The 13848-nt window shown below is 64.5% G+C and carries 13 protein-coding genes; 7 read left to right on the top strand and 6 right to left on the bottom strand.

Annotation, left to right across the window (positions count from 1 at the left end; all coding sequences use genetic code 11):
* Together ACCD03_RS22300 and ACCD03_RS22305 are read right to left on the bottom strand one after the other, a co-directional pair.
* Positions 1-83, bottom strand: an 83-nt coding sequence (locus tag ACCD03_RS22300; RefSeq protein WP_413412931.1) for a single-stranded DNA-binding protein, incomplete at its 3' end; no start/stop codon positions are given.
* A gap of 46 nt (positions 84-129) precedes the next feature.
* Positions 130-1293, bottom strand: coding sequence for an MFS transporter (locus ACCD03_RS22305; protein ID WP_253536473.1), 1164 nt, complete (start codon positions 1291-1293; stop codon positions 130-132).
* 241 nt (positions 1294-1534) lie between these two features.
* Here ACCD03_RS22305 and uvrA point away from each other — a divergent pair, with 241 nt between their 5' ends.
* On the top strand, positions 1535-4399 hold the full coding sequence (gene uvrA / locus ACCD03_RS22310) for an excinuclease ABC subunit UvrA (RefSeq protein ID WP_045202524.1): 2865 nt from the start codon (positions 1535-1537) through the stop codon (positions 4397-4399).
* 62 nt (positions 4400-4461) lie between these two features.
* Here the strand turns inward: uvrA and ACCD03_RS22315 are convergent, their stop codons facing one another.
* The 3 genes from ACCD03_RS22315 to ACCD03_RS22325 form a co-directional block, all read right to left on the bottom strand.
* Positions 4462-6138 carry a Na/Pi cotransporter family protein gene (locus ACCD03_RS22315; RefSeq protein WP_413412919.1) on the bottom strand — a complete coding sequence of 559 codons (1677 nt, stop codon included), beginning with the start codon at positions 6136-6138 and terminating at the stop codon, positions 4462-4464.
* 19 nt (positions 6139-6157) lie between these two features.
* Positions 6158-6778 (bottom strand): LysE family translocator, encoded by a 621-nt coding sequence (locus ACCD03_RS22320; RefSeq protein ID WP_316677865.1) that lies wholly within the window; start codon positions 6776-6778, stop codon positions 6158-6160.
* A 125-nt stretch (positions 6779-6903) separates the two neighbouring features.
* Positions 6904-7512: an adenine phosphoribosyltransferase gene (locus tag ACCD03_RS22325; protein ID WP_413412920.1), complete on the bottom strand. Its 609-nt coding sequence runs from the start codon at positions 7510-7512 to the stop codon at positions 6904-6906.
* A gap of 107 nt (positions 7513-7619) precedes the next feature.
* Here ACCD03_RS22325 and ACCD03_RS22330 point away from each other — a divergent pair, with 107 nt between their 5' ends.
* Together ACCD03_RS22330 and ACCD03_RS22335 are read left to right on the top strand one after the other, a co-directional pair.
* Entirely contained in the window at positions 7620-8198 is a 579-nt protein-coding gene (locus ACCD03_RS22330; protein ID WP_413412921.1) for a DJ-1/PfpI family protein, read from the top strand.
* A gap of 41 nt (positions 8199-8239) precedes the next feature.
* The gene (locus ACCD03_RS22335; protein WP_045202519.1) at positions 8240-8644 is read left to right on the top strand and encodes a ribbon-helix-helix domain-containing protein; all 405 of its coding nucleotides are present in this window, start codon (positions 8240-8242) and stop codon (positions 8642-8644) included.
* Between the two features lie 9 nt (positions 8645-8653).
* Here the strand turns inward: ACCD03_RS22335 and ACCD03_RS22340 are convergent, their stop codons facing one another.
* The gene (locus ACCD03_RS22340; RefSeq protein ID WP_045202518.1) at positions 8654-10633 is read right to left on the bottom strand and encodes a monovalent cation:proton antiporter family protein; all 1980 of its coding nucleotides are present in this window, start codon (positions 10631-10633) and stop codon (positions 8654-8656) included.
* A gap of 323 nt (positions 10634-10956) precedes the next feature.
* Here ACCD03_RS22340 and ACCD03_RS22345 point away from each other — a divergent pair, with 323 nt between their 5' ends.
* The 4 genes from ACCD03_RS22345 to lptA are packed head-to-tail and all read left to right on the top strand — an operon-like array spanning position 10957 to position 13825.
* The gene (locus ACCD03_RS22345; RefSeq protein WP_045202517.1) at positions 10957-11940 is read left to right on the top strand and encodes a KpsF/GutQ family sugar-phosphate isomerase; all 984 of its coding nucleotides are present in this window, start codon (positions 10957-10959) and stop codon (positions 11938-11940) included.
* A gap of 16 nt (positions 11941-11956) precedes the next feature.
* Complete coding sequence (locus ACCD03_RS22350; protein WP_045202515.1) at positions 11957-12541, top strand: KdsC family phosphatase; 585 nt, start codon at positions 11957-11959, stop codon at positions 12539-12541.
* A gap of 4 nt (positions 12542-12545) precedes the next feature.
* Positions 12546-13178: an LPS export ABC transporter periplasmic protein LptC gene (gene lptC, locus ACCD03_RS22355; RefSeq protein ID WP_045202514.1), complete on the top strand. Its 633-nt coding sequence runs from the start codon at positions 12546-12548 to the stop codon at positions 13176-13178.
* A gap of 59 nt (positions 13179-13237) precedes the next feature.
* Positions 13238-13825, top strand: coding sequence for a lipopolysaccharide transport periplasmic protein LptA (lptA, locus tag ACCD03_RS22360; protein ID WP_253536225.1), 588 nt, complete (start codon positions 13238-13240; stop codon positions 13823-13825).
* Positions 13826-13848 lie beyond the last annotated feature (23 nt).

Raw genomic sequence — 13848 nt, forward strand, 5'->3', positions numbered from 1 at the left:
ACAGCGTCGCCGCTGGGCATGTAACGCGTTTCAGGATCGGCGCCGAGATTGCCGACGATGATGACTTTGTTGACGGACGCCATGATGAGTTTCCGAAGGTAATTGAAGTGATGCCGCCGTGGGCCCGGGTTAGTGTCGGCGCAGCGCCGGCATCTGCATGGGGCTCGCAATTATAAGCCAGGCAAAAACCAGCGCAGCGCAGCTTAGGAATACAGCATGCTGCCCCGCGTGCAGCAGAATCCAGCCGCCGCCAGCTCCGCCCGCAAACAGGCCCAGCGCCTGCGTCGTGTTGTACACGCCCATGGCCGCGCCCTTGCGCACGCCCGGCGCGTACTTCGACACCAGCGACGGCTGCGACGCTTCCAGCACGTTGAAACCGAGGAAGTAGACCAGCAGAGCGATCGCCAGCGCGCTCAGTGTCGGATTGACCTCGCCCAGAGCCACTTGCGCCACCATCACCAGCGCCACGGCCGACAGCAGCACGATCTTCATCTTGCCGCGCTTCTCAGCGGCAATGATGGCCGGCACCATGAGCACGAACGACACGCCCATCACCGGCAGGTAGATCTTCCAGTGCGAATCGACAGGCAGGCCGGCGGCTTCCAGCATGTGCGGCAGCACGACGAACAACGCCGTCTGCGTGGCATGCAGGGCGAACACGCCAAAGTTCAGGCGCAGCAGTTCAGGGTTGCGCAAAACTTCGCGGAACGGCGCTTTCACATGCTCGGGCGGCCGCGGCGGGTTGGGCACCACCCACACCACCACGCCGATGGCGACGATGGCCAGCACGCCAATCGCCGTGAACATACCTGGCATGCCGACCCAGCGGAAGATGATTGGCGCACTCACGATGGCCACGGCAAACGACAAGCCGATGCTGCCGCCGATCATGGCCATGGCCTTGGTGCGATGCTCCTCGCGCGTGAGATCGGCCACGAAGGCGATCACCGCCGACGAGATCGCGCCCGCGCCCTGGATGGCACGCCCCACGGCGATGCCGGCGACGCTGTGCGAAAACGCCGCGACCAGACTGCCCACCGCAAAGATGACGAGCCCTGTGACGATGACGGGCTTGCGTCCGAAGCGATCCGACAGCCAGCCGTAGGGGATATAGAGCGCCGCCTGCGTGAGGCCATATACGCCGATGGCGAAGGCGACGAGTTGGGTGTTGTTGCCGTCGGGCAGCGTTTTCGCGAATACCGCGAAGACCGGCATGATCATGAACAAACCCAACATGCGCAGCGCGAAGATGCCGGCCAGCGAAGCGGCCGCGCGCAGCTCAAGGCCGTTCATGCGGCCGGAAGCGGAAGTCATGGATGGGGAGGCGGAGGACATGGTGCGAAAACCGCCGCGAAAACCAGAAAAAAGCGGCGACAAGGACACTTGAACGGTTTCACGGCTTGCCCCATCTGGGAGCAGATACCAGCAAAACCGAAGTTCGGTATATTAGCAGGCTTACCCTTTTCCACGCCTCCCGCCGATTGCCGCAGGCGGTCTGCACTCCGACGCCGCATTCAGCAGCACTCAGCCGCACATGGACGAAATCAAGATTCGTGGGGCCCGCACCCACAACCTGAAGAACATCAACCTCGATCTGCCGCGCAACCAGTTGATCGTGATCACCGGGCTTTCGGGGTCGGGCAAGTCGTCGCTCGCGTTCGACACGCTGTATGCGGAGGGGCAGCGGCGCTACGTGGAATCGCTGTCGGCGTATGCCCGGCAATTCCTGCAACTGATGGAAAAACCCGACGTTGACCTGATCGAAGGTCTGTCGCCGGCCATTTCCATCGAGCAGAAGGCCACCAGCCACAACCCACGCTCCACAGTCGGCACCGTTACCGAGATCCACGACTACCTGCGTCTGCTGTATGCGCGCGCCGGTACGCCCTATTGCCCCGACCACGGACAGCCGCTGGAAGCGCAAAGCGTGTCGCAAATGGTGGATGCCGTGCTGGCGCTGCCGGCGGACACCAAGCTGATGATCCTGGCGCCGGTGGTGGCCAATCGCAAGGGCGAGCACGTCGACCTGTTTGAAGCGATGCAGGCGCAGGGTTTCGTGCGCTTTCGCATCCGCTCGGGCGGCGGTACCGCGCACGAAGCTGAAGCGAAAGTCTACGAAGTCGACAACCTGCCCAAGCTCAAGAAGAACGACAAACATTCGATCGAGGTCGTCGTCGACCGCGTGAAGGTCAACCCCGAACTCAAGCAGCGCCTGGCCGAGTCGTTCGAAACTGCGCTGCGCCTGGCAGACGGCCGCGCCATCGCGCTGGAAATGGACACGGGCAAGGAACACGGCTTCAGCTCCAAGTTCGCCTGCCCGATCTGCTCGTATTCGCTGCAGGAGCTGGAGCCGCGACTGTTCTCGTTCAACAACCCGATGGGCGCCTGCCCTCACTGCGACGGGCTGGGCCAGATCACGTTCTTCGATCCGAAGCGCGTGGTGGCCTTCCCCAACCTGTCGCTGGCCTCGGGGGCGATCAAGGGCTGGGACCGCCGCAACCAGTTTTACTTCCAGATGCTGCAGAGCCTGGCGGCGTTCTACGACGTCGACATCGATGTCGCGTTTGAAGACCTGCCGCCTGAGACCCAGCAGGTCGTGTTGCACGGCTCGGGCACGCAACAGATTCCGTTCACGTACATCAACGAGCGCGGCAAGACCACGGTGCGCGAGCACGCGTTCGAGGGGATCATCCCCAACCTGGAGCGGCGCTACAAAGAGACCGACTCCATCGCCGTGCGCGAGGAGCTGGCCAAGTACCAGAACAACCAGCAGTGCCCGGAGTGCCACGGCACCCGCCTCCGCCGCGAAGCGCGCTTCGTCAAGATTGGCGAAGCCGAGCAGGCACGCGGCATCTACGAGATCAACGGCTGGCCGCTGCGCGATGCGCTTACGTATTTCCTGACGCTGAACATGCACGGCGCCAAGCGCGAGATTGCCGACAAGATCGTCAAGGAGATCACCGCGCGCCTGAACTTCCTGAACAACGTCGGGCTCGATTACCTGTCGCTGGAGCGCAGCGCCGATACGCTCTCGGGCGGCGAGGCACAGCGCATCCGGCTGGCGTCGCAGATCGGCTCGGGCCTGACCGGCGTGATGTACGTGCTGGACGAGCCATCCATCGGCCTGCACCAGCGCGACAACGATCGACTGATCGGCACGCTCAAGCACCTGCGCGATCTCGGCAACTCGGTGCTGGTGGTGGAGCACGATGAAGACATGATCCGCGCGTCGGACTACGTGGTCGACATCGGCCCCGGTGCTGGCGTGCACGGCGGCCAGATCATCGCGGAGGGCACGCCCCAGCAAGTCGAGCAATCGCCGGCGTCACTGACGGGCGACTACTTGTCGGGCAAGCGCCGCATCGAGGTGCCCAAGCAGCGCACGGCGCCCGATGAAGAGCGCTGGCTGCGCATCATCAACGCCAGCGGCAACAACTTGAAGAATGTGTCGGCGGACATTCCGGTGGGGCTGCTGACGTGCATCACGGGCGTGTCGGGTTCGGGCAAGTCGACGCTGATCAACGACACGCTTTACCACGCGGTGGCACGCCATCTGTACGGCTCGACGCCGGAGCCCGCAGCGCACGATCGCATCGACGGTCTGGAGCATTTCGACAAGGTCATCAACGTCGACCAATCGCCGATTGGCCGCACGCCCCGCTCGAACCCGGCCACCTACACGGGCCTGTTCACGCCGATCCGCGAGCTGTTTGCCGGCGTGCCGTCGGCCAAGGAGCGCGGGTATGACCCCGGCCGCTTCTCCTTCAACGTCAAGGGCGGCCGCTGTGAAGCGTGCCAGGGCGACGGCGTGCTCAAGGTCGAGATGCACTTCCTGCCCGACGTGTATGTGCCATGCGACGTGTGCCACGGCAAGCGCTACAACCGTGAAACGCTGGAAGTGCTCTACAAGGGCAAGAACATCACCGAAGTGCTGGAGATGACGGTGGAGCAGGCGCACGAGTTCTTCGCGCCGGTGCCCGTGGTGCGCCGCAAGCTGCAGACGCTGCTGGATGTGGGCCTGGGCTACATCCGGCTGGGGCAATCGGCGACCACGCTGTCGGGCGGCGAGGCGCAGCGCGTGAAGCTGTCGCTGGAGCTATCGAAGCGAGACACAGGCCGCACGCTCTACATCCTGGATGAGCCGACCACCGGCCTGCACTTCCACGATATCGAGCTGCTGCTGAAGGTCATTTACAAGCTGCGCGATCACGGCAATACGATCGTGATCATCGAGCACAACCTCGACGTGATCAAAACGGCGGACTGGCTGCTAGATCTCGGGCCCGAAGGCGGTGCCGGCGGTGGGCAGATCATCGCCAAGGGCACTCCCGAGGATGTGGCGAAGAGCAAGGCAAGCTTTACCGGCAAATACCTCGCGCCGCTGCTCAAGCGGAAGTGAGCGCGGTCATCCGGCAACAAAAAAGCGCGGCTTCGGCTGCGCTTTTTTTTAGCATGCGGGCGTCAGTGGCCGGCTGGCGCCGTCTCGGTCTCCACGTCATCCGCGTCTTTCATGCGGCTGCGGTTCAGCGCCCCGGCTTCATCCAGCACGGAATACGCGGCCGCGCAGAACAACGAATTTAACCGCTTGAAATCGCTGATGATGTCCAGATGCAATGAGCTGGTCTCGATGCTCTCGGCCGTCTGGGCGGACACTCGCGTGAGGTGACTGCGCGAGTAGCGCTTCTCCAGATCGCGGAAGTGCGCCTTCTCAAGCATCAGCTTCTGCGCGCTGCGCAGGTCCCCCGTCAGGAACACCGATAGCGCCAGCTTCAGGTTCGTGACGAGGCGTGCGTGCATGTCTTCCAGCTCTTCCATGCCGGCCTCGGAAAAGGCCAGCTTGTGGGCGATCTTCTTCTCGCGCACATCCTGCAGCAGCCGGTCGAGAATGTCGCCAGCGTGCTCCAGGTTGATGGTGAGCGAGATGATGTCGGCCCAGCGTTTGCCCTCGCGCGCGTCCAGCGCTTCGTGGCTCAGTTGCGTGAGATAAAGCTTGATGGCGGTGTAAAGCGCATCCACCTCGTCGTCGATGGCGCGGGTGGTTTGCAGCAGGCGTACGTCGTTGGTCTTGAGCACGCGCAGGGTGTTGTCGAGCATGTGCTCAACGCGATCGCCGATGCGCAGTACCTCGCGCGCCGCATTGCCCAACGCCAACGTTGGCGTGGCCAGCGCCGAAGGATCGAGATAACGCGGCGCAACGAGATCGTCGATATGCGCGCCGCCCGGCAGGATGCGCGCGCACAGGCGCGCCATCGTATCGGTGAAGCCGATCAGCAGCACCGCCAACGCCACGTTGAACACCACATGAAACGCCACGACCACGTGCTGTGGTGCGACGCCCGCGTGCGGCGCCCACTCCGCCAGCTTGTCCAGAAAGGGCAGCGCCAGCGCGGCACCCAGCATGCGCGAAAGCAAGTTTCCGAGCGTTGCGCGGCGTGCGGCCTGGCTCGATGACGGCGTGGTCGCCAATGCGGCCACGGCACTGCCGATATTGGCGCCCAGCACAATCGCAAACGCCACCTTGACCGACACCGCCGCGGACGTCGCCAGCGTCGCGCAGAACAGCACCACCGCCAGGCTCGAATAGCACAGCAGCGTGAGCACTGCGCCAATCAGCATGTTCAGGCCGGTGTCTGACGAGAAGGAGCTCAGCAGCACGCGCAGCGCATTGGCTTCCACCATCGGGCTCGACGCGACCGAGATCAGCTCCAGCGCCATCATGATCAGGCCCAGGCCGATCAGCACCCGCCCAAAGTGCCCCACCGCACTGCCCTTGCGCGACAGATGGAGGATCACGCCAAAGAAGATCAGCAGCGGCGACAGCCACGACAAGTCCAGCGCAAATATCTGCGCCATGATGGCGGTGCCCACGTTGGCACCCAGCAGGATTGCCAGCGCCGACGACACGCCCATCAGCCCTTGCGCAACAAACGCCCCGACGATGGTGGCCGTGGCGTTACTGCTCTGCACCAGGCATGTCACGCCAATGCCGGCCAGCAGTGCAGAGAATCGGTTCGATACGCTGCGCGACAACAGGCGGCGCAAGTCTGCGCCGTACAGGCGCAACATGCCGACCTTGACGGTTTGCGTGCCCCATACCAACAGGGCGACGCCGGAAAGCAGCTTAAGCAGGGTGATCATTGATGCCGCGCAGTCTTGCTTATTTGGTCAGGGCAACCCGCAGCCCCAGCCCGATGAAAATACAGCCGCTCACCCGGTCGAGCCACAGCGAGGCACGCGGCGTGCGGCGCATCCAGCCGCCCAGCGCGGCCGCGCACCAACCGTAGAGGCTGAACACGACGATGGTCTGCGCCATGAACACGCCGCCCAGCAGCAACATCTGCAACGCAGCATGACCGGCCTGCGCATCGACGAACTGCGGCAGGAACACCACGAAGAACAGCGTCACCTTCGGGTTGAGCAAATTGGCAAAGACGCTCTGGCGATACACCTGCCAGAGGTCTGGGGCCGCCTGCGCTTCAGCATGATTCGCGCCGATGCTGCCCTTGCTGCGCAGGGCCTGGATGCCCAGCCAGATCAGATACGCCGCACCCAGCCAGCGGATCGCCTGGAACGCCACAGGGGACGATTGCAGCACTGCGGCCAGCCCGAGCGCCGCCAGCGTCGTATGAAAGAGGCAGCCCGACGCGAACCCCGCCGCCGCAGACAAACCCGCCTTACGGCCCTGGCTTGCGCCGCGCGCGATCACTTGCAGGTTGTCCGGCCCGGGCATCACCGTGATGGCAATCGAGGTCAGCAGGAACAGCAATACGTGGGGCATCGACGTCTCCCGGGGCGCAGGGGAAATGGAAAGGATCATGCTACTGCGCGCGGCAGTAGAACGTCATATTTTTGTCACATGAGCCTATGCGGCTGGCGCATCACGCAAAGGCAGCGGGTGCCTGCTCAGTGCCCATCAAAGCGGCAGACCGTGAAGAGCGGCAGCCCGCCGTCGATCAGCAGTTGCGAGCCGCCCAATTCGGGCAGGTCGACAATCGCCGCGCCCTCTACCACCGTCGCGCCCAGCCGTTCAAGCAGGCGCTTGCCGGCCATCATGGTGCCGCCGGTGGCGATCAGGTCGTCGATCAACAGGACGCGATCTCCGGGCTTGCAGGCATCGGCGTGGATTTCCACCGTCGCGCTGCCGTATTCGAGCATGTACTCCTCGGCCACGGTGTCGAACGGCAGCTTGCCTTTCTTGCGGATCGGCACAAAGCCTAAGTTCAGCTCATACGCCACGATCGAGCCGAGGATGAATCCACGCGCATCGATGCCCGCCACCAGGTTCAGCCCCTGCCCCATGTAGCGATGGACGAATACGTCCACCAGCACGCGCAGGCTCTTCGGGTCCTGCAGCAGCGGCGTGATATCGCGAAACATCACCCCGGCCTGCGGCCAGTCCGGCACCGTGCGGATGCGGTCGCGCAGGTAGCGCGATACATCGCCCAATTCGGTAGAAGCGGGAATGGACGACGGCGTGAGCAGCGCCGCCTGGTGAGGGGGAACTTGGTTCATGGCAAAAACGGAAAGCAGGAAACGTGGTCTGCGGTAATGGGTTACCACCCGGGCCGAATGGCGCCGAACCACAATGGGCAAACCCCAACCATACAGGAGACACGACAATGGCAAAGAAAATTCTGATGCTGGTCGGCGACTATGTGGAGGACTACGAAGTCATGGTCCCCTTCCAGGCGCTGCAGATGGTCGGCCACACGGTGCACGCCGTCTGTCCGGACAAGCGCGCTGGCGATTCCGTCGCGACCGCCATTCACGATTTCGAAGGCGCGCAGACGTACTCCGAAAAGCCCGGCCATCGTTTCACCGTCAACGCCACCTTCACCGACGTCGACCCGGCAACGTATGACGCACTTGTCGTGCCCGGCGGCCGCGCGCCCGAATACCTGCGACTGAACGCCCGCGTGCTTGATGTCGTGCGGCACTTTGCCCATGCGGACAAACCCATCGCGGCCATCTGCCACGGTGCGCAGTTGCTGTCGGCGGCGGGCGTGCTGGAAGGCAAGGCGTGCTCGGCCTATCCGGCATGTGGCCCGGAAGTCACGGCGGCAGGCGGCACCTTCAAGGACATCCCCGTGGACCAGGCCCACACCGACGGCAAGCTGGTCACGGCGCCCGCCTGGCCGGCACATCCGGCGTGGTTGGCACAGTTTCTTGAAGTCCTGGGCACGCGGGTTCTACACTGATCCGGTTGCCCGCACGCCGGGCGCCCCAGGAGCCCCCGGCCATGTGCGAAATCTTCATCCGCGCCAATCCCCATTCCTACGATAGCCTCGCGCGTTCGCTACGCCTGCACGGCGTGGCGACCAGCGTGCGGCTGGAGTGCCTGTTCTGGGAGGTGCTCGAAGAGATTGGCCAGCGCGACGGCCTGACGGTCAACCAGCTCATCAGCAAGCTCTATGACGAGTTGTTCGAGCGTCGCGGCGAGGTGGCGAACTTCGCGTCGTTCCTGCGCGTCTGCTGCCTGCGCTATCTGATGCTGAAGCAGGAGGGGCGCATTCCGGCCGATACACGGGTGTCGATCAGTTCGCTCGATGCCACGGCGGTGCTGGATGGCCTGCCGGCCAACATGGCCGATGCCCCACCGCCGCGCCGCTCGCGCGGGCCGCTGCTGGAAGCGTTCATCAAGTAAGCGCTGGCATCAACGCGGCGAGAGCCGTTCCTCGGCCATCTGCAGCCCCTCGGGGGTGCCGCGCAGCACAACGATATCGCCCAGCTCCAGCACCGTGTCTGGATCGGGATCGAGTGCGCGAATGCCCTGGCGCCGGATCGCCGTGACCGACGTCTTGAACGTCTCCAGCCCCATCGTGCCAAGCTTATGGCCGATGGCAGGCGAGCCCTTTGCCAGCGGCACAGAATGCAGGCGCACAGCGTCGCGCTCGAGCATGTCTTCCTCGTCATCCTGGCCATGGAAGTAGCCGCGCAGCAGGCTGTAGCGTGCGTCACGCATCTCCTGCGCACGCCGCACCACGCGGCGCAGCGGCACGCCCAGCAGCACCAGCGCGTGCGAGGCCAGCATCAGGCTCCCTTCGATGATTTCGGGGACGACCTCGGTGGCGCCAGCCTGCTGCAGCCGATCCAGGTCGGCATCGTCGATGGTGCGCACGATCACGGGCAGGGTCGGCTCCAGCGCCTGCACGTGGTGCAGCACCTTCAATGCGGACGCCGTATCGGCATACGTAACGGCGACCGCCGCTGCGCGGTGGATACCGGCGGCCACCAGTGATTCGCGCCGTGCCGCATCGCCGTAGACGACATGCTCGCCCGCAGCCGCAGCTTCGCGCACGCGGTCGGGGTCCAGGTCGAGCGCGACATAGCCGATGCCCTCCTGCTCCACCATGTGCGCCAGGTTCTGGCCACTGCGCCCGTAGCCGCAGATGATGACGTGGCGCTCGGTGGCGATGCTCTGCGCGGCAATCTTGGTCATGGCCAGCGATTGCATCAGCCAGTCCGTGCGCGACAGCCGCATGGCGATCACGTCGCTGTACTGGATCAGGAATGGCGCGAGCAGCATCGACAGCAGCATCGCCGCCAGGATCGCTTGGCCGAGCAGCGGGTCAATCAGTCTCATGCCGTCAATCTGGTTGAGCAGCACGAAACCGAACTCACCGGCCTGCGCCAGCCCGAGCGCCGTGCGGATCGCCGCGCCGCCTCCCGAACCAAAGGCACGTGCCAGCAACGCAATCAGCACAAACTTGAACAGCACCGGCGCCATCACCAGCCCCAGCACCAGCGCCCAGTGCTCGAAGACCACGCGCGGGTCCAGCAGCATGCCGACCGTCACGAAGAACAGCCCCAGCAGCACGTCGCGGAACGGCTTGATGTCTTCTTCCACCTGCAGCTTGTACGGCGTTTCCGACACCAGCATGCCGGCCAGGAACGCGCCCAGCGCCATCGAGAGGCCCAGCCGCTCCGTCAGCGCCGCCATGCCCAGCGTGACCAGCAGCAGGTTCAGCATGAACAGCTCCTGCGAGCGTCGCGCCGCCACGAGGTGGAACCAGCGCGACAGCAGCTTCTGCCCCAGGAACAGGATCAGCACTAGCGCGACGGTAATCTTGAGCGCGGCAATGGACAGCGCGAGCACGAGGTCCGTCGGGTTCTTACCCAATGACGGCACCACGATCAGCAGCAGCACGACCGCCAGATCCTGGAACAGCAGCACGCTGATGATGTTGCGGCCATGCTCGGTCTCGAGCTGCAGACGCTCGGCCAGCATTTTCGAGACGATGGCCGTGGACGACATGGCCAACGCGCCACCCAACGCCAGTCCTGCCTGCCACGACAGCGGGTACCAGTGGGACAGCACCATCGAAACCGGAATCGTGAGCAGGATGGTCAACCCCACCTGCGACGCCCCGAGCCCCAGCACCAGCCGCCGCATCGAACGCAGCTTGGAGAGGTTGAACTCCAGCCCGATCGAGAACATCAGGAAGACCACCCCGAATTCCGCCAGGTAGCGCGTCTGCGCCGTATCGGATTCCAGCCCGGTCGCCTTCGGCCCGATGAGGACGCCCACCACGAGGTACGCCAGCATCGGCGGCAGTTGCAGCATCCGGAACAACACCACGCCGATCACGACGGCGGCCAGCAACACGAGGGTGAGTTCCAGCGGCGAATGCATGCGACGCGAAAAACCAATCGAAAGAGGTTGGACAGGAGGGCCAGATGCCGCGCATCAGGACGGTGCGTGCGCAAGCGAGCACGCAGGCGCTGCAAGACCGATGCCAGGATATAAACGAAGAACGCGATACGCGAGACGCCGCAGAGCAAAAAAATGACGGCGTGGCGACGGGCAGAAAAGTGATTTGAAAGCTGAATGCGGCGGCGCAGCAAAACGGAGCGCCCGCACGCCCCGCGACTCCCCGCAAAGCCAGCCCAAATGCAATGCCAGAACGAACGGCAGCCAATCAGGGCCAGTGTCAATCGTTGTTATACTTCGCCGCCATGATAGCGAATTTCAATCCGGATCGAGCGCTTGCGCTGGCGCAGCAAACCTTCGACATCGAAGCGCAAGCCGTACTCGGCCTCAAAACCCAGGTGTCCGCCGACTTTGCGCGCGCGGTCGAAATGGTGCTTGGCTGCACTGGCCGCGTCGTTGTGTCCGGCATGGGCAAATCCGGCCATGTCGCCCGGAAGATTGCCGCCACGCTGGCCTCAACCGGCACACCAGCCTTCTTTGTGCACCCGGCCGAAGCCAGCCATGGCGATCTCGGCATGGTCACCCGCGACGACGTTTTCATTGGCTTTTCCAATTCCGGCGAAGTGTCGGAGCTGAACGTCATCCTGCCGCTGGTCAAGCGGATGGGCGCCAAGCTGATCGCCGTCACGGGGAACCCGGCGTCCTCGCTCGGCAAGCACGCCGACGTGGTGCTCAACTCGCACGTCGATGTCGAAGCCTGCCCGCTGAACCTTGCCCCCACCGCCAGCACCACGGCGCAGATCGCGCTGGGCGATGCGCTGGCTGTGGCCGTGCTCGACGCACGCGGTTTCGGTGCCGAAGACTTCGCGCGCTCGCATCCGGGCGGCTCGCTCGGCCGCAAGCTGCTGACGCACGTGCGTGACGTCATGCGCGCCGGCGACGCCATCCCCCGCGTGAACCAAGACACGCCGCTGTCACAGGCGCTGATGGAAATCACCCGCAAGGGCATGGCGATGACCGCCGTGGTCGATGCGCAAGGCCGCGCCGTGGGCGTGTTCACCGACGGAGACCTGCGCCGCCTGCTCGAAACCCCGCGCGACTGGCGCACAGTGCCCATCCACGAGGTCATGCATAGCAACCCGCGCTCGGTCGGTCCCGACCAGCTCGCCGTTGAAGCCGTCGAAGTCATGGAAACGCACCGCATCAACCAGTTGCTGGTGGTCGATGCCGCCGGCCTGCTGGTCGGCGCCCTGCACATCCACGACCTGACGCGGGCCAAGGTCATCTGACCCGCCCACGCCGCTGATGACCACCCCGGCCGATCCAGTTCACAGCAACATCGACGCTCGCTTTCCGCAGGCAATGGAACGCGCCGCGCGCGTGCGTCTGATGGTGTTCGATGTGGATGGCGTGCTGACAGACGGCCGTCTGCTGGTCGGCCCTGAGGGTGAGATCAGCAAGGCGTTCGACACGCTCGACGGTCACGGCATCAAGCTGTTGGCACAGGCCAGCGTCACCACGGCCATCATCAGCGGACGGCAATCCGAGATCGTGGCCTGGCGCGCCGGGGAACTCGGCATCGAACATCTGTACCAAGGCGTATCCGACAAGCGCGAGGCATTTGCCCATTTGTTGGCCGCCACGCAACTTCAGGCCACCGACGCCGGCTACATGGGCGACGACTGGCCCGACCTTCCGGTGATGACGATGGTGGGCTTTACCGCCTGCCCCGCCCAGGCCCATGCCGAACTGCGCAGCCGCGCCCACTATGTAGCCCAGGCCACGGGCGGACGCGGCGCAGTGCGCGAAGTCGCCGATCTGATCCTCAAGGCCCAAGGCGCCTACGACGACCTGCTTGCGCAACTGCTGCAGGCCCCGCAATCCTTCTGACTCCATGGCCAGCGAACGCTCCCAACGCCTCGTCTCCACCGTGCTGCAGGTCATGCTGCGCGGGCTGCCCATTCTGCTGATGGCGATCGTCTGCGGCGTCACGTTCCTGCTCGTGCAAGTCAACACGCCGCAAACCGACGAAGCCGCCACCCAGCCCAAGCGCCACATCGCCGACTACACGATGGACGGCATCTCGGCCACCGCGCTGGACGAGACCGGCACGACCAAATACCGCTTCACCGGCGTCCACATGAATCACTATGAGGACGACCTGACCTACGACGTCACGTATCCCGCGCTGCGCGTGTATGCGCCCGACCGCCCGCAGGTCACCGCCCGTGCAGACCTCGGCAAGATGAACGGCGACGGCACCATCATCGATCTCTACAACAACGCCAAGGTCATCCGCGCGCAGGGACCCGACGCCCGCCAGGACCCGCTGATGACGGCCGATTCGACGTACTTCCAGGTGTTGCTCAACGACGATATCGTGCGCACCGACAAGCCGGTCGAGCTGCACCGAGGGCCGTCGATCATGAACGCCAACGGCCTCACCTTCAACAACGTGACGCGCCAAGTACAATTGCTGGGCAATGTGCGCGGCCGAATCGAAGGGCTTGGGGCGCCAAAGCAGTAAACTCTGCCCCCGACACCTGACTACGCCCACCGACCGCGCCCTTCTCCGACGTGATCCCCATGACTGATTCCCTCCGTGCTGCCGGCCTCGCCATCCTCGCTGCGCTGCTGCTCCCGGCCCTGCCCGCGCACGCCGAGCGCGCCGACCGCGACAAGCCGCTCGTGCTCGAAGCCGACAACGCCAGCTACGACGATCTGAAGCAGGTCTACCACTTGACCGGCAACGTAGTGCTGACCAAGGGCACCATGGTGCTGCGCTCAGACGAGGCCGATCTGCGAACCGATCCTGAGGGCTACAACTACGCCGTCGCCACGTCCAAGCCCGGCAACCTGGCCTTCATTCGCCAGAAGCGGGACAACGTCGACGAATACATCCAGGGTTGGGGCGAGCGCATCGAATACGACGGCAAGCAAGAGATTTCCAAGCTGATCACCCGCGCACGCATGGAGCGCCTGCAAGGCGCGACGCAGCTCGACGAGATCCGCGGCGCCGTGATCACATACGACGGTCAGAAGGAGTTCTACACGGCCTCGGGCGGCGCGGAAAACGCCACCTCCGCCAACCCGTCGGGCCGCGTGCGCGCCGTTCTCGCACCGCGCACAAGCACGCCTGCCGCGCCGGCATCCAGCCCGGCCGCCAAGCCCTGATCCGCACCGCCTGTCTTTTCTGT

The organism is Ralstonia sp. Ralssp135 (genome assembly GCF_047304345.1).
In the GTDB taxonomy this organism is placed as follows: domain Bacteria; phylum Pseudomonadota; class Gammaproteobacteria; order Burkholderiales; family Burkholderiaceae; genus Ralstonia; species Ralstonia chuxiongensis.